Raw genomic sequence first — 21,972 nt, forward strand, 5'->3', positions numbered from 1 at the left:
TTACACTCCTCCAGCCATGACTATCGCCCGCAAGAAAGCATAGACCAGGGTGAAAGCCAGGATGCAGAGTATCTTGTCGATATCGTCGTGATCGTAACCCGTGGGGGTGTACTGGTCGGAGATATAAGTGATATGGGGTGACACCTTGTAATACAGTTTCAGATAACCTATGTAGCACACGAAACCGATGACAGCACCCACGAGGAGTCCGCAGAGAATGTCGGAGGGATAGTGCATGCCGAGATACAGGCGTGTCCAGCAGTTGAGCAGCGACCACGAGAAGAGGGCGATGGCGAGGCGCTTGCCACGCATGAGGAGCGAGAAGAACATCGCTATCGACATGGTGTTGGCAGCATGAGCCGAGAAGAAGCTGTAGCCACTGCCACGAAGGTTGCCCACCACCTGAATGGTGTATTTCAGGATGGGGTCGTTGTTGGGGCGCCATCGTTCCACCAAGGGTTTTACCACGCCATCGGTGATACCCTCGGAAAGAGCCACACAGACGAGTGCTCCCATTACCGCCAGACCAATCTGCGCCATCGTCTCATTGTTGCGCACAATGATGTAGAAGAGGATGAGATAAAGCGGTATCCAGGTGAGCCCCGACGTAAGGACGAGCGCTAACTGGTCGATGAACAGATTGTCGCTTCCATTGAAGAAGTGGAGCACCTCGAGATCGGTGAGAAGACATGAGCCAAACATCATATTTCCTCCAGTTGTTTGGTTTCTATCCATCCATCTCTTCCATCTGCCAGGTGGATGCCACGCCAGCCATCCATAGAGCGGTCGGTGATGTCGACACGCGTTCCCTCATGAATGACGAACTGGTCGGCGCTCTGTCGGGAAGGAGTCTTCTTGACATTGACCGTAGGAGCCACGATGATGGCACCCGTGCGGTTGACGAGTATCTGTTTCTGCTGATAGGCAAAGAGCGAACTCAAGAGGAAGACGACAAAGAAGAGGATGCCGCCGAAGAAGCCGGCCTTGCGCAACAGCAACTGGGGCGCGAAGAGATAGACCAGCACCAATACCAAGGCAAGGATGATGGACAGGATGCCCGTCTTGGCCCAGTTGTCGACACTGGTGAAGTTGACCAGCGCCTTGTACCAGGTGACGAAGAACATCTCGCTGACAGGAGTGATCTTGTCGATGGTCTTGCTGCGAGCAAACTGCAGGTTGAAGTTGATGTCCTCGTCGCCGGGCGACAGCAGATGGGCACGCTCGTAAGCCAGGACAGCCTTGGTGATGTTGTCGGTGCGATAATAGGCATTGCCGAGGTTGTAGTAGACCTCGGGCGAAACACCGTTCTTGAGCAGGTCCTCATAGTCCTTGATGGCCTGCTGATAGTTGCCCTTGGTGTACTCGGTGTCGGCGTTCTGCTTGGTGACAGCAGAGGCAGAGAGGCTGAAGCCCATGAAGATGAGCAGCAGCACCACACCGAAGGTATAGTCGCCCTGACGGGCAGAAGTCTTCTTGCCCTGCTTGCGGGCAGCCTTGATGGCATTCTCTATTTCCATAATAGCAGTCATGGCTGATTCGAAAGTCTTGTTCATATTGCCGGCAGGGTCGCCAGGAGCATAGCGTTCAAACTCACACTCGTCGAGAGCCTGGGTAAACTTCTCTATGGTGTCGGCATCAACAGAGTGAGCCAACAGCTTATCCTGAATATTCTCGCGCGAGAGCTGTTCGACAGGCATATTGAGCTTATAGCTGACGTAGCCCCACAAGGCTCTGAGCACCTCGTCGTAGAACTCGCCCTGCTTGCGGGCCATCATCAGGGTGCGTGCCTTCTTGAGTCGCTTGGTGGCTATCTTGTTGGCCTTGTTGGAACGCATCTTCACGATGTCGGCATTCTCGATGGCACGGCGGCGGAAGGCGATGAGCAGACCGATGAAGGCGATGAGAGGCACCATCAGACTCGTCCAATAACCAAAGCTGCCATAGAACATATCGTCGATGTCGCAAAGCTTGCTCTTGCCCAACTTCAGGGCATGAATGTCCTTGTCGGCATTGCTGTAGTTGGCCGACGACGAACCGTCTGAGCCGTCGCCCTGCTCCACGGTGAGGGTGAAGGGCTGGGTCTTGATGGTGCGGTAGGCATTGGTCTTGGTGTCGTAGTAGGTGAACTCTACCGATGGAATGGTGTACTTGCCCGGGTTGCGCGGAACAGCGAGGAAGTCGTAAACCATGTTGCCCTCCACACCGTTCTGGGTGAGCTTGGTCTTGTCGGTGATCTTGGCGTCATACTGGTCGAAGTCTTTCGGCAGGTTGAGCACAGGCTGCTTGAGGAGTTTCAGGTTTCCGATGCCTCCCACTACCACACGGATGTTGATGGGATCGCCAGCCTTCACGTCGTTCTTGTCGAGCGTGGCAGAGATATTGAAGCGGCCTACTCCACCCGAGAAGTTGGCAGGACGTGCAGGCAGCGGGTCCACCTGAATGGTAATGCCAGGCGCCTTGATAGCCTTATGCACCTCCACATAACCCGAGCCGCCATTGAAGAAAGCCTCGATGGGGTCGACATTGCGGTTCTGCTGAACCACGATACCCTTGAAGGTGATGGAAGGAATCTCGAGCTTGCCCGTCATCTGAGGATACATGACGTACTGACTCCAGGTGACACAACGGTAAGGACGGCCGTTGATGACCTCGTTGTGAAGCACTTTCTGCTGTGGCTGTGGCACCTCCTGAGAGTGGAAGCCCTTCAGATCGGGCATCTTGCCGTCGAGCTGGGTAAGGTCGACCTGTGTATAGACCTTATAGGTAAGGAGCACTGGCTCCTGTTCATGCACACGCTTCTTGTTGGCAGTGACCTTGATGAAGAGGTCTTTGCCAGAGATGGCAGAACCCGCCTGACGCATGCGAGGCTCATCGGCATCATCGTTGTGCATCCTGGGTGCTCCGCCAGAGTTGTGAGCATGGCCCGAGACGGTGATCTTGACAGGATGGGCTGCGAGCTTCTTGCCATAAACCAGTGCATGCGAGGTACCGATGGTGTAAGTTCCAGCCTTGCCTGCATAGAGCGTGTAGGTGATGGTGAAAGAGGAAGAAGAGCTGGTGTGGCCGTTGACCACCTGATAGCTCGACTGCGAAGAGGTGTAGGGTCCGGCTATCACCTCCAGTCCATCGGGCACATTGCCCATACGGAACTCCTCCACTTCACGGGCGTTGACCGTATAGGCTACTCTGAAGTTCTCGCCAGCAGCAACATGTGTTGGTGCAGATACCGCCACACGCTGCGCCTTGGCTTCCTCCGCCAGGCCCAGCATCACGAATATCATCAATGTGTACCATTCTATTTGCTTCATAATGAAATGATGTTTGCTTATTGTTTTACCAGTTCTTGTCGTACTGCCTGCGTCGTGGCTGACTCATCGCCTTCTGCATCTTCTGCTTGGTGGCCTTCTCCTGCTGCACGGCTGCATTGAGCAACTGCTCGGCATTGTCACGGCTCATCTTGTCCTGCTCGGGCTTCTGTGACTGGTTGTTCTTATCTTTGTTTTGATTATTTTTCTGCTTGTTCTGATCCTTGTTCTGATCCTTGTTCTTGTTCTGATCCTTATTCTGATCCTTATTCTTCTTGTTCTGCTTGTCCTTGTTGTTCTTGCCGTTGCCGCTCTTGTTCTTGTTTTGGTTCTGCCGGTTCTTCTGATTCTTCAGCTGATGCTTACAGAGCGCCAGGTTGTAGCGGGTCTCGTTGTCCTGAGGATTGTTGCGCAGCGCCATCTTGTAACATTCTATCGCCTTGGCAAACTCCTGATGGTTCTGCATGATGACGCCCATGTTGTGGAAACTCTTGGCGCGGCGTATCTTGTTGGTGGTCTGCAAGTCGGCAGACTTGGCAAACTGCTGCATGGCGAGCGAGTCTTTCTGCTGCATCATGAGCGCACAGCCCAAGTTGTAGACCGCCTGTGGATTGTTGGCATTGCGGGCTATCGCCTTGCGATACTGCACCTCGGCAGCCGTCCATTTGCGTGCCCTGTACTGGCGGTTGCCCTGACGGATGAAGGTGCGGTCGTTCTGTGCCAGTGCTGCAACTGTACTGACGAGGAGCAGCCCCAACATCAGGCACAGCCTGCGCAGCCGCAGGGTCGGTATGATATGATAAGTTAGATACATTTCGATTAATATTTAATGTGTAAAGAACTTCACGTTGCGGAGAAGCGGATTTTTCACCTCGAGCATACAGATGTCGAGGATGAGCAGGAGGATGACCAGGATGCCTACAGCCTGGAACTGCTCGTCGTACTCGCTATAGATGACGGTGTCGGTCTCGCCCTTCTGCAACTTGGAGAGGTCGTCGTTGAGTGCCTGCTCCGCATCGCTGGTGTTGTCGACGTGAATATACTGTCCACTGCCAGCCTGAGCCAACTGTCGGCACATCTGCTCGTTGAGGGCAGTCATCACTGTGTTGCCCGTACGGTCTTTGAGATAAGAGCCGTCGCCCATAGGAATGGGGGCTCCCTTGGTGCTTCCTATTCCCAGAATGAAGACATTGATGCCTTTATTCTTGGCTGCCTTGACAGCATCCTCGGCTCCCGGCTCATGGTTCTCGCCATCGGTAATGACGATGATGGCGCGTCCCACATGGTCTTGCTGGGTGAAACTCTTGGTGGCCAGGTCGATGGCTGCAGCAAAGTTGGTGCCCTGGGTCTGGATGAGGGCTGGTGTGGTGTTCTGCAGGAACATCTTGGCAGACACGTAGTCGCTGGTGATAGGCAACTGCACGAAGGCATCGCCGGCAAAGACGATGAGACCTATCTTGTCGTTGGTGAACTTGTCGACCAGGTTCTCCACCAGCATCTTGCTCTTGTCGAGTCGCGAAGGCGCCACATCCTCTGCCAACATCGAGTTGGAGATGTCGAGACAGATGATGGTCTCAATGCCCTGACGCTTGTCGTGAGAAATCTTGCTGCCCATCTGTGGACGCGCCACCATGAGGATGAGCAGGGCCAAGGCTGCAAGCAGCAAGCCGAACTTCACCGTGGGGCGATAAGATGACACATTGGGCATAAGGGCTTTCAACAGCTCAGGGTCGCCAAACTTTCGGAGCTTGGCCCTTCTCCTTCGCCATCCTATGAACCTCACCAGTACGAGCACCGGCAACATCCACAGCAGCCACAAATATATTGGATCTTCAAATCTTAGCATATTCATTTGATATTAATTGAACTTCGGCTCGTCCCTTCACTATGGGATTCTTCTGAGCCAGGTGATGCGAAGCAATATCTCTGCGAGCAGTACCAACAGGGCTGCAAGGGCAAAAGGCTGATAAGCCTCGTAGCGCTTGGCGAAATGGGTGACATTCATCTTCGTCTTCTCCAACTTGTCGATGTCGTGGTAGATGCGCTTCAACTCGGCGTTGTTGGTGGCGCGATAGAAGTTGCCATCAGTGGTACGGGCAATGTCCCTGAGTGTCTCGGTGTCTATCTCCACAGGCATGTTGACGTACTGAACGCCAGCCGCTGTGGGCATAGGGTAAGGAGCCACCTTGTTGGTTCCCACACCGATGGTGTAGACTCTGATGCCAAAGCTCTTGGCTATCTCGGCGGCCGTCATAGGCGAAATGTCACCGGTGTTGTTGCTGCCGTCGGTCAGGAGGATGACCACCTTGCTCTTGGACTTGGAGTCCTTCAGTCGGCTGACTGCATTGGCGAGACCCATACCCACCGCCGTTCCGTCGTCGATGAGTCCACGGGCAGTAATGTCTGTACGGGTGTCCTGCAACAGTCGCAACAGACTGGCGTGGTCGGTGGTCATAGGACACTGGGTGAAGGCCTCACCAGCAAAGATGGTAAGACCGATGTTGTCGTTGGGACGGCCCGAGATAAACTCGTGAGCCACATCCTTGGCAGCCTCCATACGATTGGGTTTCAAGTCTTCTGCCAACATAGAGGTAGAGACGTCCATCGCCATCATGATGTCGATGCCCTCCACCGTCTTGTTGTCCCAGGAGTTGTGGGTCTGCGGACGAGCCATCGCACAGACGATGAGCACGAAGCACAGACATCTGAGCATCATGGGCAGATGGACAAGGCGCTGGCGCAGGCTCTTGGGAGCATAGGCAAACTGCCGGGTGTCGCTCAGCCTCATGGTAGGCTCGTTCTTCTTCCTGTACAGGAAATACCATAATATATAAGGTATCAGCAACAGGAGCAACAGAAAATATGCTTTACTTGCAAATTCCATGTTTTTATTATATTATTCTTTTTTATTCTATACTCCTACATCAGCAGCATGCAGGCACCATAGATCACGTAGGCGGTGATGGCTGCCATGACAATCGCTCCACCCCAGAGCAAAGCCTTGATGAGCTTGCGCTGACTGCGCGTCTTGCGATCCTGGTCGGTAAGCTCGGGAGCTACCTTCTCCTCGACGGTCTGCTCGTTGGTCTTCGTCTGGTCGATGAAGTTGATGGCGTTGACCAGATTGGCGTCATTCTCACCAAGGAAGGTCTCGTACTTGGCAAACTTCACGAGGTCGGCTGTACGGAAGAGCTGTTTCAACTCGTCTATCATCTTCTGGTCGCCAGCCGACTGCAGATGCTCTATAATCTCGCCGCTGGTCATCTCCATGGCACGGAAGCCAAAGCGCTGCTCTATGTACTCGCGCAGCGTGGTGGTGAGGCGGGTGTAGTATTCCTTCTGGGTCTCCTGCGACTCGGTGTGCTGCTGCTTGATGACATTGATCTCGCTGAGCGCCTTCTCGTGGGCCGGCACACGCTTCACGATGCGCATACGAATCACGATAGGTTTGTTCTGACGGAGGCGCTGCCAGAGCCACAGCATGACACCGAAGAGCAAGAGTACCAGAATGCTGAGCCAGAACAGAGGACTCCACTCACTCCATAGGAAGGGATTGTCCTGTACGTCCTTGGGGGGATAGAACTGGTTGGGATGAACCGTATCCACAGGCACCGTGAGCACCTTGAGCGCCAACGGGTTGCCCTGACAGGTCTTGCCGTTGACCTTGACCTGAAGGGCTGGTACAGCGTAGACCTTCTCGTCGAAAGAGGTGAGCGTATAGTCGCGGCTTATCTGTAGCCTGCCACCGTCGAGCTCGGCGGTGTCGGCATCGCTCTGCTCCACCACCTCGATGCCCGGAGTGAGCATCTGTGACGGCTTGAACGAAGGCAGCACCACCTTGGCACCCTTGGCAGCGGTGACCTTGAGATGAAGCTTCGTCTGCTCACCTATCAAGATCTGCAGAGAGTCGAGCTTCTGCACCACCTCCTGGGCTGCCGACCCTAATGGCAACAGCATCAGGAAGGCAAGCATCATGATGATAATATTCTTCTGTTTCGTCATTTTTCTTTTCCCTATTGGTTTACTTCTCCGCTTTTCAGCCCCGCTGCATGAACAGGTTGAGCAGAGCTCGTGAGAAGTCTTCGTTGGTGGCGACAGCCGTCCAGTCGACCTTACTCTTGGCAAAGGTTTCGCGTAACAGCTGCTCGCGCATCATCCAGTGGCGTGTATGCGCCTGACGCAGTTTCTTGGAACTGGTGTCAATATACATCTCGTGACCTGTCTCAGCATCGCACACCTTGAGGAGTCCGATGTCGGGCAACGCCTTGGCACGTGGATCGTACACCTGAATGGCAGCCACATCGTGCTTCTGATTGGCAATCTGAAGGGGATGCTGAAAGTCCTTGTCATCGAAGAAGTCGCTGATGACGAAGGCTGTGCAATGGCGCTTCATCACCCGTGTGAAGTACTCCAAAGCCACACCGATGTCGGTGCGCTGGCTCTGAGGATGAAAATCGAGCATCTCGCGGATGATGTAGAGAATGTGCTTGCGGCCCTTCTTGGGCGGGATGTATTTCTCTATTCGGTCGGAGAAGAAGATGACACCTATCTTATCGTTGTTCTGAATGGCACTGAAGGCCAGGGTGGCTGCAATCTCGGTAGCCATGTCGCGCTTCATCTGCCGTGTGGTACCGAAGTCGAGCGAGCCACTTACGTCGACCAACAGCATCACGGTAAGCTCGCGCTCCTCCTCGAACACCTTGACAAAGGGACGATGGAAACGGGCGGTCACATTCCAGTCGATGTCTCTCACGTCGTCGCCATACTGGTACTCCCTCACCTCGGCGAAGGCCATACCCCTGCCCTTGAAGGCCGAGTGATACTGGCCTGCAAAGACATTCTGGCTGAGACCGCGAGTCTTGATCTCGATCTTGCGTACTTTCTTTAAGATATCTTGTGTGTCCATTTATTACTTATTCCTCAAAATCAAGGTACTTCCACCTTATTAATTATGCGGCTCACGATTTCCTCGCTGGTCACATTGGAAGCCTCTGCCTCGTAGGAGAGTCCCACACGATGGCGGAGCACGTCGTGAGCCACGGCACGTACATCCTCTGGAATCACATAGCCGCGGTGCTTGATGAAGGCATAAGCCCTGGCTGCCTTGGCAAGAGAGATGCTGGCACGTGGACTGCCGCCAAAGGTAATCATATCCTTGATGTCGGACAGACCGTAACGCTCGGGATAACGGGTGGCGAAGACGATGTCGGCAATGTACTGCTCTATCTTCTCGTCGATGTAAACCTCGCCCACTATCTGGCGAGCCTTCAGTATCTCGTCGGCTGTGGTGACGGGGTGTATCTCGGGCAGACCTCCGGCGATATTCTCACGGATGATGAGCTTCTCTTCCTCAAGTGTAGGATAGTCGATGATGACCTTGAGCAGAAAACGGTCCACCTGTGCCTCGGGCAACTGATAGGTTCCCTCCTGCTCTATTGGGTTCTGCGTAGCCATTACAAGGAACGGACTGGGCAGTCGGAAAGTCTCGTCGCCGATGGTGACCTGATGCTCCTGCATCGCCTCGAGCAGCGCACTCTGCACCTTGGCAGGAGCACGGTTGATCTCATCTGCCAATACGAAGTTGGCAAACACAGGACCCTTCTTCACATGGAAGGTCTCGTCCTTCTGAGAATAGATCTGTGTACCCACCACGTCGGCAGGCAACAGGTCGGGAGTAAACTGAATGCGGCTGAAGTCAGCGCTGATAAGCTGAGAGAGGGTCTTGATGGCCAAGGTCTTTGCCAGACCAGGTACGCCTTCGAGCAGGATGTGGCCATCGCTCAGAAGACCTATTAGGAGACAGTCTACAAGATGTTTCTGTCCTACAATAACTTTGTTCATGCCCATCACCAGATTGGTGACAAACTGGCTTTGTTGTTCTATCCGGATGTTGAGCTCGCGGATGTCAATAGATTCTGCCATAATACTATTCTGTTTTTGTTGTATATTCCATTAGTCGGTTTACCTGTTTCCTTGCGCCAGCAGGTACTGCAGAAAGCCCTTGCCGCGCAAAATCGAACGCAAAAGTAAACATTTAGGGAGAAAAAAACGAATATCACACTCTAAATAATATTAAAAATGGCACTTATTTCCTTTATTTAAGAAACTTTCAATATAAAAAAGCACAAAGGCTTTTGAATTAAAAAAGATTTTATCTATCTTTGCATAAGATAAACTGCACCTCAGCAAAATATTCAAGTAAACTTGACTTAGGTTTGCAAAGTAAACAAGCAGCACGCCCTGAACCAACGGTCACCGGCCGAAGGGAATTGAAAATCGCTGGCCGAAGGGTAAAGCAAAGGTAAAGGGCAGAAGCTCATAGCCCAGGGCAATGGATACAAGCAGCACGCCCTGAAAGGGCAGAAGCTCATAGCCCAGGGCAACGCCCTGGGTATAATGGCAATCAACCAAACGCCCTGTAAGGGCAAAAGCTTTATGTATTGCCTGGGGTTTAAATAGCAGAAAGCAGAGTAACCGTGAACAATCCAACGTTATTAACGACAAAAAACATGTAGATTATGAGTAAGTATTTTGCAGAATCTGAATTGATTATCAATGAGGACGGAAGTTGTTTCCACCTCCATCTGCGTCCTGAACAACTCGCCGACAAGGTGATTCTCGTTGGCGACCCTGGCCGTGTAAGCCTCGTGGCATCCCACTTCGAAGAGAAAGAGTGCGAGGTGGAAAGCCGTGAATTCCATGCCATTACCGGCACCTATAAGGGCAAACGCATCACCGTTCAGAGCACAGGAATAGGATGCGACAATATTGACATCGTGGTGAACGAGCTCGACGCTCTGAAAAACATCGACTTCAAGACACGTACTGAGAAGCCCGAACACACCACACTCACCCTCGTGCGCATAGGCACCTGTGGAGGCTTGCAGCTCAACTGCCCTGCCGGAACCTTCGTTGCCTCACAGAAAAGTATCGGCTTCGACGGACTCATCAACTTTTATGCACGCCGCAATGAAATCTGCGACCTTGACACCGAGAAGGAATTCAAACGACAGGTGAAATGGAACGACCAGATAGGCAATCCCTACTGCGTGGACAACAATCCGGAACTCCTCGACCGCATTGCCGCCGATGACATGGTGCGAGGAATCACCATCGCCTGTGGAGGATTCTATGGTCCACAGGGCAGAGAACTGCGTGCACCTTTGGCCGACCCAGAGCTGAATGCGAAGATTGAGGCGTTCGAATACAACGGTCTGCGTGTCAACAACTTCGAGATGGAGAGTTCGGCTCTTGCCGGACTGTCGCTGCTCCTCGGACACAAGGCGCTCACCTGCTGCATGGTCATCGCCAACCGACGTGCCCTCAGTGCCAATACTGGATACAAGAGTACCATCGACAACCTCATCAAAGTAGTGCTCGATAGAATTTAAATCTCATTGCAGCAACACGCCCTGAACCAACGGTCACCGGCCGAAGGGAAAGGTAAAGGACAGAAGCTCCTAGCCCAGGGTAACACCCTGGGTTAAATAGCAAACACCCCTATCGCCCTGTAAGGGCAAAAGCTTTAAAATAAACAATAAAAAATGAATCAAGAAGAATGTATCTGTGCCCTGGCAACCCCAGCCGGCGGTGCCATCGGAATCATCCGACTCAGCGGTAACAACGCCATTACCATCACCGACAAGGTTTTCACATCAGCCAACGGCAAACCTCTGACCGGGGCGAAAGCCAATACCCTACATTATGGCGAAATCAAAGATAAGGACGGAAAAACCATCGACGACGTGCTCGTTAGCGTATTCAGGGCACCACACAGTTACACGGGAGAAGACTCCACGGAGATTTCCTGTCACGGCAGCAGATACATTCTTCAACAGGTTTTACTACGGCTCACAGAAGTGGGCTGTCGACAGGCTGAGCCAGGCGAATACACCCGTCGTGCCTATATGAACGGAAAGATGGACCTGTCGCAAGCTGAAGCCGTGGCCGACCTGATAGCCTCAACCAACAAGGCCACCCACCACATGGCAATGAGCCAGTTGAAGGGACATTTCAGCAACGAGCTGACACGACTACGCGAAAAACTGTTGAAGATGACTTCGTTGCTTGAACTGGAACTCGACTTCAGCGACCACGAGGAACTGGAATTTGCCGACCGCAGCGACCTGCGAGCCCTTGCCGAAGAGATAGAGCGCCGCATCAATACCCTTGCCCACTCTTTCGAGACGGGAAATGCCATCAAGCAGGGCGTCCCTGTAGCCATCGTGGGCAAGACCAATGTGGGCAAAAGCACCTTGCTCAACCGACTGCTCCACGAGGAAAAAGCCATCGTGAGCGACATCCACGGCACCACGCGTGACGTGATAGAAGACACCACCCTCATCGACGGAATCACCTTCCGCTTCATCGACACTGCCGGAATCCGCAAGACCAATGATGTGGTGGAGAACATCGGCATCGAGCGCACCTTCCAGAAGATGGAAGAGGCCCGCATCATCATCTGGCTCCTTGATGAACTGCCTGCAGAATCAGAAATTGATGAGATGGAGAAAAAGAACCAAGGCAAAAAACTGCTGATGGTATTCAACAAGATCGATGCTCTCTCTTTCGACCCAACCTCACTTTCTTTCCATTATTCTGCCCAGTCGACAGATAAGAACAGCCTTGCCTCTTCACCCTCGTCTTCGCCAGCAAGCATTAGCATCCTGAGCATCAGCGCCCGTACAGGCGAGAACATCCCCCTCTTGGAGAAAGCTTTGGTAGAAGCAGCCGACATTCCTGAAATATCAGAAAACGATGTCATCGTGACCAGCGCCCGCCACTACGAAGCCCTCATCCGTGCCAACGAATCCCTCTCCCGTGTATTGGAATCGATGGATATGGGCATGAGTGGCGACATCATTGCAGAAGACCTGAAAATCGTATTGGATGAACTTGGCGAAATCACTGGTGGACAGATCAGTAGTCAGGAAACACTAAACAATATCTTCAAGCACTTCTGCATCGGAAAGTAACCCCCTGGACAGCTCTAAAACGAACATTTTTATAACTGATTGCAAGCCACCTACTTAGGTGGCTTTTTTCGTCTTAACACATTCCATTTGTAATTTGCTGAAACCAATATTTTGGTGTATTTTTGGCTCAAATTTCATTCGTGGCCCTCAATTCTGTGATCAAATGGAAAGGCAAAATTCTATTTTAGGACACCAATTGCAAAATCTGCAAACCTTTCCAGTGACCGACATTTCTCATGTTGGACACCATCATGAAAATTGCTGCAAAAACGTGAAAATTGCTGCAAAAGAATTAGGGGGACTCATAGGGTACTAAATAGCAAACAAAAATGACGATTTTAAGAAAATGTGAGGTATGTGGTGAAGAGTTCATTGCTACCAAAATCACAAATAAGTATTGCTCCAAGAGGTGTGCTCGTGTTGTGCATCAGAAGAAAGAAGCTGAGAAAAAGAAAAAAGCAAGAGAAAGTATGAAGGATGATGCTCAGAATTTGCAAAGTCTGGAAATCGCTTCTCGACCTTTTTTGACACCTTCAGATGTCGCATTTCTTCTTGGTGTTAGTGTTACTACTGTGTATCGATGCTTTTACGCAGGAACACTCAAATCTGTCAGACTACGACGTAAGACATATGTTCGTCGTGAAGATCTTGATAAGTACTTTGAGGAAGCTGGTGCATACAAGAAGAAAAGCTATAAACGCAAAGATGACCAGGAGTATTATACTTTGCGTGAAATCATGGAGAAATATAATATCGGTCGCAAGGCCGTATGGGGACGTTGTGACCGTATGGGTATTCCAAAAGTCTATGTAGGACGTAACACCTTCTTCAGTAAAAAGGCAGTTGATGCAAAGTTTGCAGACCTTCTTGAAGAAATCAATCTCGACAACTACTATACCATGGATCAGGTGATGGACATGTATGGTATGACTCGAACTAACGCAATGAGTTTTGTCACTTATCACAAGGTACCAAGGGTAAACAGAAATGGTAAGGCCTACTATTCCAAGATACATATTGATAGTATCAAGCAAAAAGGCAATGAGGTAGATCCGGACTGGTACACTTATGAAGAAATTTCGGAAAAGTATGGCCTAACAAAGGATCAGATTAGCTACACTCTAAAAAATTATGATGTAAGGACAGAGAAGCGAGGTAAGTTCACGATGATATATAGAACCGACTTCGACAAGATTACTCAACAGCGAATGGGCAACACCAAGAAAGTTGAGAACTTGGATGGTACAGAACGTGTCATCTTCCAACCAAAAGCACAGGAGAGAGCATGTCCTCCTACTCCAGAAGGATATTACTCAACTGAGGAAGTGGCAGAAATGTTCAAGATCACCATCAGGCATGTCGGTGTGATGACCAGAGAGAACAAAACTCCTAAAATAGCTCTTAAAAATTTCAACTTCTATGAGAAGAAGGCCATTGATATCCTGTATAATCAAAAGCATAAGTATGCGGATATAAATGACTGGATCACTCCTGAGGAGATGAGAGATACCTACAAGATGACGCATGATGCAGTACGTTCATTCATCCACCGGCATAAGATACCTTCAAAAGTTGAATATGGAGTAACCTACTATTCAAAGCAGCACATCCAGGCGCTGAAGACTGGATATTTCGAAGGAAGAGAACGCTACTATTCCGTAGAAGAAGCAATGAAGAAGTATGGAATGACAAAGGATATTGTTCATTATTACGTCAAGCATTACAAAGTCACTAAAGTAAAGAAGGGGCAATTCATGTTCTTTAGAAAAGAAGAATTCGACAGACTCATGGAAAAACGTTTCAAAAATGATGATTTGAAAACAGATTATACAGAATAGTATGATTTACTTTCTCTTTACTGCTGTCAATGTAGTATCATTTAGGAATTTTGCAAGCGAATTTTATTAATACAAAAATCAGATATATTATGCAAGTATGTAAAACCGTTAAGCTCCGTATGCGTGATAGACGCAACGGAACAAAGTCACTTTTCCTGGACTTTTGGCCAGGATATAGAGACCCGGAGACGATGGAGTTAATACGCCGTCGCTCACTTGGCATGTACATTTATGCCGATCCTGCCAACAAGCAGCAGAAGCTCTACAACGACAAGATTCTCGCCAAGGCAGAAGCTATTCGTTGTAAGGTGTACATTGATGTTCTCGATGAAAAGTACGATTTCTTCAACCGTGACAGATTGAAGGAGGACTTTCTCGGATATTTCAGAAATATGGTCAATCGCAACTATGTGAAGTGTGATGCAGCCTACAAGCATTTCGAGAAGTTCTGTAAAGGCAAATGTACATTTGAGATGCTTGATGTTCTTTACTGTAACAAGTATATGGAATATCTCCTTGATACCAAAGTATCATCAAGAGGTGGACATGTTATCAAGAAGTCTATTTCCAGAAATACGGCATCAGCCTATTGGAATGTGTTCAAGCAGGTCTTGACAAAGGCATACCGTGAGCGAAGGCTGACAGATGATCTTGCCAGCCTTTTGGAAAACATTTCATGTACAACGCCAGTGAAGCAAAGTCTTACATTGAAGGAAGTTAGAAGAATGTATGCCACTGAATGTTCTATTCCGGTTGTTCGAAAGGCGGCATTATTCTCCTGTCTTACAGGTCTCCGTATTAGTGACATCCTGAGATTGAAATGGGAGAATATCCGTAGCTATGCTGATGGTGGATATTATCTGGATTTCATTTGCGTGAAGACAAAATGCCAGACTCAGGTTCCAATTGGCGATGATGCTTATGCTCTAATCCATCCAAAGACCAACAGAACATATATCTTTCAAGGTTTCAAACGTACTATGACGTATGGTGTGATGCAGAGCTGGCTGAAAGAGTGCGGTATCGAAAAGCATATCACCTTTCATTGCTACCGTCATACGTATGCCTCGTTGCAGCTCGAACTTGGTACAGACATATATACCGTTCAGCATCTGCTCAACCATAAGAATGTCAGCACGACGCAGATCTACGCTTCTCATGCAAATCCAAAAATTCGTGAAGCAGCGGGCAGAATTACGTTAACGAACGTGAAAGACGATGTGAAGCCAACTGAAAGCAAGATGTGCCCAAAAGCAAGCAAGAGAAAATAAGATTATAACACGGCAAAAAAGAGAAAGAAAAATATCGCTTAAAGCGTTGAAACACAGAATAATAAATAGTGTTTAAGAAACGCATTTTGTTGATACGAAATAGTAGAAAATAGCAAGATTCTCTATATCTTTGCAGCCACAAAAACTCCAAAAAGTAACAATTGCAATGATTAAAAAGTTAAAAGAGAACTTCTTGATTCTCCTCATTTCGAATATGCTCACCATCATTATGATAGTAGTCGCTCCAAGAATATATGGAGCGATTGCTAACCTGATGATGACAGTTTCCGACTCAGATTCCGGTTTCTCTTTGCAGATGATATTCTACTATATATCATTTGCCATCATTGTCTGGGCATTCATGTGCTTACGTAAGCCGCAAGCTGTGAGAGACATCGTGATCAACAACAGTATTTCTTCCAACGAACCATCCATATCGGATGTGGAGAAAGCCGAAGAAATGCGTGAACGCTATCGCAACAGGCAGTATAGTCTTGAAAGCTCAAAATATGATGCGGTCAAAGACTACACCTACTCTGTACTTTCGCCATATATGACAGATGAGTACTTGGAGATACTGTGCCAGAACATCAAACTGTACGACATCCCTGAATCATGTATTGTTCCTGTGAAGACAAATGGAACCTTGAATACTCTCGACATCAGGCATTATTCCTGGAATATTGGAGAACGCCTTGGTTGGAGCGGTCAGAAACGAGCAACCTTCATAAAGCTATGTTTCCCTACCGAACTCAAAGATGTTGAAGTAGAAAGCATGAGACGTACATTAAGACAGAAGGGCAAATGCGTAATTGAGATTGATGTACCCGATTATAATGATTATCAATTTCATCATCAGAAATAAAGAAAGTTTTAATATGCAGAACGAAGAAAGACAAATAACATTCAATGACATACCGGAAGTATTGTCAGAGATACTGAAAAGATTCGATCTTCTTGACCAGTCTATGGAACTGATTCGAGAAGAAGTACGCAGGACTAAAAGACCTTCCCTGTCAGATCATATTCCAATGGATGTGAAGGAAGCTTGTGAATTTCTTAAAATCAAGAAATCCACTATGTACACTTACATACAGAACGGAGAAATCCCTGTCAATCAGAAGGGTAAGAAATACACCTTCTTTAGGGATGACCTTATCAAATGGTTAGAATCTGGCTGCAAGATAGAGGCTCCTATTAGCACCATGGAGATTAATCAGATACTCAGCAAAAGACCAAAACGAAGAACTTTATAGGACAGATAAGTGCCTAAATTTCAGAAGCCTACATTGGATATTCCCTAATGTAGGCTTTTCTTTTGAGAACAGTCTAAATAATCATACTGATGTTATTTTTTATACTGAATGCAGATAGACTGCACAATTTTAGTGTATCTTTGCACTGAAATGATGACTTACATAGCAAATATACGTCAAGTTAAATACACATTTCCGCCTGCTTCATTAAGCAGGCGTATTTTAAATTTATTCATTAACAAAAAGTAATATGAGTCAGAAGAACAATTCCTCTGTGCTCTCTCTTTTTGTGTTTACAGTGCTCAGATCATTGTCCAAAACAAGAGAATGAGCTTTCCAAAGATGAGCTTTGGACACTCTATCGTGCTGCTTACGAGCAGTACAAGTCGGAAATCCTTAATGATGGCAAGTTGTATGACAGATATGTCAACGACTTTGTTAGCTATCACCTGCCGGTCTTCTCTTCCGAGGAGCTGATTGTCCGCAACCATTTCAAGCATGTATTCAGCTTGTATGAGTTGCTTACTACCAGAAAAGACCTTGTCACCAAGTACTTCACCAAGTCCTCATTTGAGAAAGGAGACTTTGAGACAATGGTTTATGAGTTCAACCACATTGAAGTTGTGGTTGAAAGCCCTCGCATTCTTGCTTCATTCACTACAGAACAGATTCGACTCATTACGAAATTCGCCAATGAGTCGAATTTCTTTGTAGATGGTATCGATGAAGAAACGATGGACGGATTCTTCAAATGTGCGTTGGATGAATCTCTGGTTGTAGTCAACATGCGACAGGTACTTCAATTGCTGTATGCTTTGTCTATCGAGAAGATGATTCCCCACAACTGGGTATCACTTATTGCGGACAATCAGCTGCTCACCCCTAAGAGTACGGGAAAGGCATCCAAGCGAGGTGCTATCAGCAGCCGACTTAGTGAACTGAAGGCTTCATCTGCAAAGTTCCCAAGTGGGGAGTTTCTGGATTTTGCAAAACAACTGAAAGAAATGCAATGAAGTAAAGTAAGTTAAACAACTGAAAAGAAAAATCTCCTTACATCCCCCCTGACACTTCCGAGTGTCAGGAGTAAGGTCAGTTGTATTAGATTTTATTGGGGTAATTTTGCCCCCGAATCGATTCAGTTTCGGGGGTAGCCCCCTTATTGTCTAACATTAAAAGTAATAAGAAAATGGGAAATAGCAAAATTGACATGAACATACTTGCCAAGAGAGTAGAACTATTGGAAATGAGAGTAAAGGAACTCACTTCGGTAGAACCTGAGGCACTTAACGAGCGTCTTTCAAAGATTGAGGAAAGATATTTCTCAAACAAGGAGATGCTCACCACCACAGAGGTAGCGGAATATCTTGGCGTTTCTCAGTCGCAGATTTACAAGCTCACCATGAATATGGAGATTCCTCACTACAAGCCACAGGGCAAAACCATCTATTTCGACAAGAAGGAGCTTTTGAAATGGATGCGCAACAATCATATCACCCCGGCACGAAAGGACAGTGCCAACAAATAAGGAGGTGTTATGAAAGACAGAAAGAAAAACAAGACCAGAGTTTATTCTGATGTCCAACTGACGGCTCTCTTGGAGAAGTCTGAGATAGTGATTGACCCCTCAAAGTGTAGAAATCAAATTGAAAGAAGCAATGGCAAGAGGAAGAAACAGTAAAAGTGAGAAAGAAGAGTCTGCAGCAAGTTCCTTGGAAGTAGGCATGCTGTGCAAGAGTGCTTTCAACGACAGTGAACTGGAAAGTTATCTCAGACAAGGAGAGATAAAAGCTTCAGAAAAACCGCCCGTACCACCCCAGGTGTTATGGGTAGGTGATTGTACCATAGCCACTTTCGGAAATTTCAGCGCATCAACAGGTAAGGCAAAGAGTAAAAAGACATTCAACATCACGGCGATGGTAGCAGCTGCGTTAACCAATTCCACGGTACTCAACTACCGGGCAAGTTTTCCAGAAGGAAAGAGACAAATTCTCTATTTCGATACCGAGCAGAGTCGCTATCATTGCCACAATGTTGTTGAGCGAATCTACCGACTGGCAGGACTCAGCCTTAACAAGGAAGACAAGCGCATCAAATTCTATGGTCTAAGGGAGTTCACCCCTACTCTCCGCATAGCCCTCATAGATTATGCGCTAAGAACTTTTGATGGCGTGGGACTTGTCATTATTGATGGTTTGCGAGATCTCATGTACGACATTAACAACGCCAAGGAGTCCACAGACGTAATGACGATGCTAATGGCATGGACGAGCAAGTATGATCTGCATATTCATTGTGTGCTCCACCTAAACAAGAATGACAACAATACTCGTGGTCATATTGGTACAGAGCTGGAGAATAAGGCAGAAACGGTGTTGATTATCAGTAAGAACAAGCAGGATGCCAATATCAGTGAGGTAAGACCCATGCACATGCGAGACAAAGAGTTTTCGAGCTGGGCATTTCACATTGACGACAACTCTCTGCCTGTACTTGATGTCGGTTATCACGTCACTGTTGTCAAGCCCAAAGACAAGCCGCTCACCTCTCTGCCAGACGATGTTCATACGATGGTACTTCAAAAGATATTCTCCAAGAGTACTCCACAGAGATACGTCGATCTGGTAAAGGCTCTGGGTGAAGCTTACGCCGAAGAAGGCTACAAGCGTGGTGATAATGCAGTGAAGGAGATGCTAAAGATTTTCAATGAACGAAAGCTGATAACAAAAGAAAAAGACGGCTACCATTATCACCCAACTCTGTTTCCGTCCAAGTGAGTTTACGAGTTTAAGTTTAACCGGGTATATATATATATTAAACTAATATGTGCCCATACTATATGTAACAGCATGACTATAGAAGAAATCAAATCAGTCAGCATTGTGCAGTTCCTGGAATCACAGGGCTATCATCATGTCTATATATTAAAGGAGAACTATTGGTATCTGTCTCCTTTTAGGACTGAGGCATCGCCTTCTTTCAATGTCAGTCCCAAGAAGAATCTATGGAATGACTTTGGAGCAGGCGAAGGTGGCAATCTCATCAATCTGGTTCAGAAAATGAACCCTTCCTGGAACAACCATGAAGTTCTGACCTATCTGGAACAGAAGATAAAGGAACACCATCTTCAGTATTCAGAGGATTATGAAGCCCAAAGGAAGGAAGATGAGAGAAAGGAAGCCTGGAAGCAAGACCAAGTTGCTCAGCGAGAGAAGGCAAAAGAAGCCAGCACCATCATTGAGCGTATTGTTGGGCTCAGTCACCCTTATCTCAGAGACTACATTTTGCAGAGACGAATAGACTATGACATAGCCAAGGAGTATTGCAAGGAAGTACATTATCGTATCTATGACAAGAGTTACTATGCCATAGCCTTCGAGAATATCGAGGGCGGAATGGAAGCCAGAAACAAATACTGCAAACGAAGCATCGGCAAAAAGTCGATTTCAATCATCAGACCAAACAACGAGCCACATAAAGAATGCTGCATCTTTGAAGGTTTCTTTGATATGCTGACATACGCCAGTATCAAGAAATGGATAACAGGAAATGAGCTTTGCCTGCCACATGAATGCGACTATCTCGTTCTCAACTCTGTCAGTAACATCAAGGTTCTGATGCCATATCTGCAGGAATACTCCGTGATACATTGTTATCTTGATAACGATGATGCAGGTGCAAAGACTGTAGAGAAGATAAAAGCTGCTTATCAGGATAAGGTGATAAATGAATCTCATCGATACGTCAACTACAAAGATGTTAATGATGTAATCAATGGTATCATCAAACCACCCAAATAGTGTGAAACTGCCATGACACTAACCAATCAGGAGGTTCTCTTTCGAGAGGGTCTCCTTTTTTGTTTTATACGCCCTTTCGTTATTCTATAGTATGATTATTAAAATATTATCATACTTCTTTTATAATCTGTGTTAAGACTGAAACAGTTTTAGCTTTGTTTTTTCATTTATCGCACAAATATATGTTCCTTTGCACTGTTTTTGGGAAATACGCCGACTCGTCGGATGTAAGTTCCGAGTATGATAACAATAAAAATAACAAATAAAATTCAGATTGAAAATGTCAGGATTCGTAATTTTTGCGCTCGTCCTCACTTTTGTGTATGTAGTGTACTTTGCAGTAATGATCACATTAGACCTACATGGGAAGAAGGATGAAAAGAAAACAGAAGAAGAGACCTATGATGTAGGTGATTTGACCAATGAGGAACAGCCAGTTGCAATCGAAGAACGCAACGAGGGTCCTGACGAGGGTGACATGACCTTCACGGAGCAAATCACGGATGATGGACTCAGAGTTGTCAACCCGACAGGAAACGTGCCATATCCGCAACCTCCTTCAGATGAAGAGCTGTCGCAGCAACCACAGTCACATACCGTGACCAGTGAAGAACTCAATGAGAAAAACGATGAGATTTTGGAGCACATAGATCCAGTGCCACAATGCAGTTACCTCTCAGATGAGTTTATGCAGAATCTCAACAATAAGCACAACACCCGAAAAATAGAAAAGAAGAATGCCAGAGATAAGCTGTAAACACAATCTTTTGTTTGCCATAATGTTAATAGGTGTCATGCTCTTCCAGCCAATGTTGGCATCTGCCAAATGCGGAGGTGTCGATTATAGCTGGGGAGCAGACGCACTGAGCAATGCTCATGACTTTACGGTAACAATGATGCTCTATGTAGTCTATCTGGTGTATGCCATAGCAGCCATCGTAGCCATCATAGGAGCTTTACAAATCTATATAAAGATGAATACGGGCGAAGGTGATGTAACAAAATCCATCATGATGCTGATTGGTGCCTGCCTGTTCATGATAGGTACAACTATTCTGTTCCCTGCATTCTTCGGTTATAATATAGTATAAGGTAAAAAGATATGATAACAAAACATCTCAACCTGCAGGAGAGATAAATGAGTGTAAATTTTTTAAGTAACATCAAAAGAAATCAAATGAAGAAAATCAAGAATTTCGCAAAAAAACTTTTCAGTGCCAAGCGTATGAAGACGCTCGCCATGCTCCTTTTCTGTGGAACATTGGCGACCTATGCACAGAATGCAGCTGGTGATTACACAGCCGGAACAGATGCCCTCGCAACTGTGACGGAGGAGATTGCCAAGTATGTACCTTTTGTGGTTAAGCTCTGCTATGCCATTGCCGGTGTAGTAGCCGTTGTAGGTGCTATCAGCGTTTACATCGCTATGAACAATGAGGAGCAGGATGTCAAGAATATCTTAGTCCTCCGAAATGCGTTTGAAAAGACAAGAAAGCAAATGAAAGCAAATGCACTAAGTATCAATGCTTT

Annotated in this window: 21 protein-coding genes; 13 read left to right on the plus strand and 8 right to left on the minus strand. The window is 47.5% G+C overall.

The annotated features are described in order from the left end of the window. The 8 genes from P3T48_RS08325 to P3T48_RS08360 are packed head-to-tail and all read right to left on the minus strand — an operon-like array spanning position 1 to position 9,227. Positions 1-735: a phosphatase PAP2 family protein gene (locus tag P3T48_RS08325; RefSeq protein WP_276506377.1), complete on the minus strand. Its 735-nt coding sequence runs from the start codon at positions 733-735 to the stop codon at positions 1-3. Further along, positions 702-3,308, minus strand: a complete 2,607-nt coding sequence (locus P3T48_RS08330; protein ID WP_276506378.1) for a BatD family protein — start codon at positions 3,306-3,308, stop codon at positions 702-704. The genes P3T48_RS08325 and P3T48_RS08330 overlap by 34 nt, the downstream gene beginning before the upstream one ends. 25 nt (positions 3,309-3,333) lie before the next feature. Further along, entirely contained in the window at positions 3,334-4,119 is a 786-nt protein-coding gene (locus P3T48_RS08335; RefSeq protein WP_276506379.1) for a tetratricopeptide repeat protein, read from the minus strand. Positions 4,120-4,131: 12 nt separating this feature from the next. After that, complete coding sequence (locus P3T48_RS08340; protein ID WP_276506380.1) at positions 4,132-5,151, minus strand: vWA domain-containing protein; 1,020 nt, start codon at positions 5,149-5,151, stop codon at positions 4,132-4,134. A gap of 39 nt (positions 5,152-5,190) precedes the next feature. Further along, a complete protein-coding gene (locus tag P3T48_RS08345) occupies positions 5,191-6,189 on the minus strand; it encodes a vWA domain-containing protein (protein WP_022251733.1) in 999 nt (332 codons plus the stop codon). 35 nt (positions 6,190-6,224) lie between these two features. Then, complete coding sequence (locus P3T48_RS08350) at positions 6,225-7,307, minus strand: BatD family protein (RefSeq protein ID WP_276506381.1); 1,083 nt, start codon at positions 7,305-7,307, stop codon at positions 6,225-6,227. A 34-nt stretch (positions 7,308-7,341) separates the two neighbouring features. After that, positions 7,342-8,211 (minus strand): DUF58 domain-containing protein, encoded by an 870-nt coding sequence (locus tag P3T48_RS08355; protein ID WP_022251735.1) that lies wholly within the window; start codon positions 8,209-8,211, stop codon positions 7,342-7,344. A gap of 20 nt (positions 8,212-8,231) precedes the next feature. Continuing rightward, positions 8,232-9,227 (minus strand): AAA family ATPase, encoded by a 996-nt coding sequence (locus tag P3T48_RS08360; protein ID WP_276506382.1) that lies wholly within the window; start codon positions 9,225-9,227, stop codon positions 8,232-8,234. Positions 9,228-9,823: 596 nt separating this feature from the next. Here P3T48_RS08360 and P3T48_RS08365 point away from each other — a divergent pair. From P3T48_RS08365 to P3T48_RS08425, 13 genes are all read left to right on the plus strand, one after another. Continuing rightward, positions 9,824-10,696, plus strand: coding sequence for a nucleoside phosphorylase (locus P3T48_RS08365; protein WP_158463350.1), 873 nt, complete (start codon positions 9,824-9,826; stop codon positions 10,694-10,696). A 153-nt stretch (positions 10,697-10,849) separates the two neighbouring features. Further along, on the plus strand, positions 10,850-12,280 hold the full coding sequence (gene mnmE / locus P3T48_RS08370; RefSeq protein ID WP_276506383.1) for a tRNA uridine-5-carboxymethylaminomethyl(34) synthesis GTPase MnmE: 1,431 nt from the start codon (positions 10,850-10,852) through the stop codon (positions 12,278-12,280). Between the two features lie 329 nt (positions 12,281-12,609). After that, a complete protein-coding gene (locus tag P3T48_RS08375) occupies positions 12,610-14,118 on the plus strand; it encodes a helix-turn-helix domain-containing protein (RefSeq protein WP_276506384.1) in 1,509 nt (502 codons plus the stop codon). A gap of 89 nt (positions 14,119-14,207) precedes the next feature. Beyond that, on the plus strand, positions 14,208-15,389 hold the full coding sequence (locus P3T48_RS08380) for a site-specific integrase (protein WP_276506385.1): 1,182 nt from the start codon (positions 14,208-14,210) through the stop codon (positions 15,387-15,389). A gap of 166 nt (positions 15,390-15,555) precedes the next feature. Further along, positions 15,556-16,254 carry a hypothetical protein gene (locus P3T48_RS08385; protein WP_276506386.1) on the plus strand — a complete coding sequence of 233 codons (699 nt, stop codon included), beginning with the start codon at positions 15,556-15,558 and terminating at the stop codon, positions 16,252-16,254. 13 nt (positions 16,255-16,267) lie between these two features. Beyond that, the gene (locus P3T48_RS08390; protein ID WP_117694227.1) at positions 16,268-16,645 is read left to right on the plus strand and encodes a helix-turn-helix domain-containing protein; all 378 of its coding nucleotides are present in this window, start codon (positions 16,268-16,270) and stop codon (positions 16,643-16,645) included. Positions 16,646-16,932: 287 nt separating this feature from the next. After that, positions 16,933-17,658, plus strand: coding sequence for a hypothetical protein (locus tag P3T48_RS08395; RefSeq protein ID WP_276506387.1), 726 nt, complete (start codon positions 16,933-16,935; stop codon positions 17,656-17,658). 173 nt (positions 17,659-17,831) lie between these two features. After that, positions 17,832-18,170: a helix-turn-helix domain-containing protein gene (locus tag P3T48_RS08400; RefSeq protein ID WP_094881200.1), complete on the plus strand. Its 339-nt coding sequence runs from the start codon at positions 17,832-17,834 to the stop codon at positions 18,168-18,170. Positions 18,171-18,300: 130 nt separating this feature from the next. Further along, the gene (locus P3T48_RS08405) at positions 18,301-19,419 is read left to right on the plus strand and encodes an AAA family ATPase (protein WP_118081761.1); all 1,119 of its coding nucleotides are present in this window, start codon (positions 18,301-18,303) and stop codon (positions 19,417-19,419) included. Between the two features lie 72 nt (positions 19,420-19,491). Further along, complete coding sequence (locus P3T48_RS08410) at positions 19,492-20,442, plus strand: DUF8464 domain-containing protein (RefSeq protein WP_276506388.1); 951 nt, start codon at positions 19,492-19,494, stop codon at positions 20,440-20,442. Between the two features lie 343 nt (positions 20,443-20,785). Beyond that, positions 20,786-21,199, plus strand: a complete 414-nt coding sequence (locus P3T48_RS08415; RefSeq protein WP_228113654.1) for a hypothetical protein — start codon at positions 20,786-20,788, stop codon at positions 21,197-21,199. Positions 21,200-21,221: 22 nt separating this feature from the next. Next, positions 21,222-21,533: a DUF4134 domain-containing protein gene (locus P3T48_RS08420; RefSeq protein ID WP_181976460.1), complete on the plus strand. Its 312-nt coding sequence runs from the start codon at positions 21,222-21,224 to the stop codon at positions 21,531-21,533. An 86-nt stretch (positions 21,534-21,619) separates the two neighbouring features. Continuing rightward, positions 21,620-21,972 (plus strand): DUF4134 family protein (locus P3T48_RS08425; RefSeq protein WP_276506389.1); only part of this gene is annotated, 353 nt, incomplete at its 3' end.

Source organism: Segatella intestinalis (assembly GCF_029348455.1).
GTDB lineage: Bacteria > Bacteroidota > Bacteroidia > Bacteroidales > Bacteroidaceae > Prevotella.

Bases quoted from the DNA above. Each gene is read 5' to 3' on its own strand.
- P3T48_RS08380 (WP_276506385.1), top strand. From the start codon at position 14,208: ATGCAAGTATGTAAAACCGTTAAGCTCCGTATGCGTGATAGACGCAAC.
- P3T48_RS08330 (WP_276506378.1), bottom strand. From the start codon at position 3,308: ATGAAGCAAATAGAATGGTACACATTGATGATATTCGTGATGCTGGGC.
- P3T48_RS08340 (WP_276506380.1), bottom strand. From the start codon at position 5,151: ATGCTAAGATTTGAAGATCCAATATATTTGTGGCTGCTGTGGATGTTG.
- P3T48_RS08360 (WP_276506382.1), bottom strand. From the start codon at position 9,227: ATGGCAGAATCTATTGACATCCGCGAGCTCAACATCCGGATAGAACAA.
- P3T48_RS08410 (WP_276506388.1), top strand. From the start codon at position 19,492: ATGACTATAGAAGAAATCAAATCAGTCAGCATTGTGCAGTTCCTGGAA.
- P3T48_RS08350 (WP_276506381.1), bottom strand. From the start codon at position 7,307: ATGACGAAACAGAAGAATATTATCATCATGATGCTTGCCTTCCTGATG.
- P3T48_RS08355 (WP_022251735.1), bottom strand. From the start codon at position 8,211: ATGGACACACAAGATATCTTAAAGAAAGTACGCAAGATCGAGATCAAG.
- P3T48_RS08345 (WP_022251733.1), bottom strand. From the start codon at position 6,189: ATGGAATTTGCAAGTAAAGCATATTTTCTGTTGCTCCTGTTGCTGATA.
- P3T48_RS08335 (WP_276506379.1), bottom strand. From the start codon at position 4,119: ATGTATCTAACTTATCATATCATACCGACCCTGCGGCTGCGCAGGCTG.
- P3T48_RS08375 (WP_276506384.1), top strand. From the start codon at position 12,610: ATGACGATTTTAAGAAAATGTGAGGTATGTGGTGAAGAGTTCATTGCT.
- P3T48_RS08390 (WP_117694227.1), top strand. From the start codon at position 16,268: ATGCAGAACGAAGAAAGACAAATAACATTCAATGACATACCGGAAGTA.
- P3T48_RS08415 (WP_228113654.1), top strand. From the start codon at position 20,786: ATGATCACATTAGACCTACATGGGAAGAAGGATGAAAAGAAAACAGAA.
- P3T48_RS08405 (WP_118081761.1), top strand. From the start codon at position 18,301: ATGGCAAGAGGAAGAAACAGTAAAAGTGAGAAAGAAGAGTCTGCAGCA.
- P3T48_RS08400 (WP_094881200.1), top strand. From the start codon at position 17,832: ATGGGAAATAGCAAAATTGACATGAACATACTTGCCAAGAGAGTAGAA.
- P3T48_RS08420 (WP_181976460.1), top strand. From the start codon at position 21,222: ATGTTAATAGGTGTCATGCTCTTCCAGCCAATGTTGGCATCTGCCAAA.
- mnmE (WP_276506383.1), top strand. From the start codon at position 10,850: ATGAATCAAGAAGAATGTATCTGTGCCCTGGCAACCCCAGCCGGCGGT.
- P3T48_RS08325 (WP_276506377.1), bottom strand. From the start codon at position 735: ATGGATAGAAACCAAACAACTGGAGGAAATATGATGTTTGGCTCATGT.
- P3T48_RS08365 (WP_158463350.1), top strand. From the start codon at position 9,824: ATGAGTAAGTATTTTGCAGAATCTGAATTGATTATCAATGAGGACGGA.
- P3T48_RS08385 (WP_276506386.1), top strand. From the start codon at position 15,556: ATGATTAAAAAGTTAAAAGAGAACTTCTTGATTCTCCTCATTTCGAAT.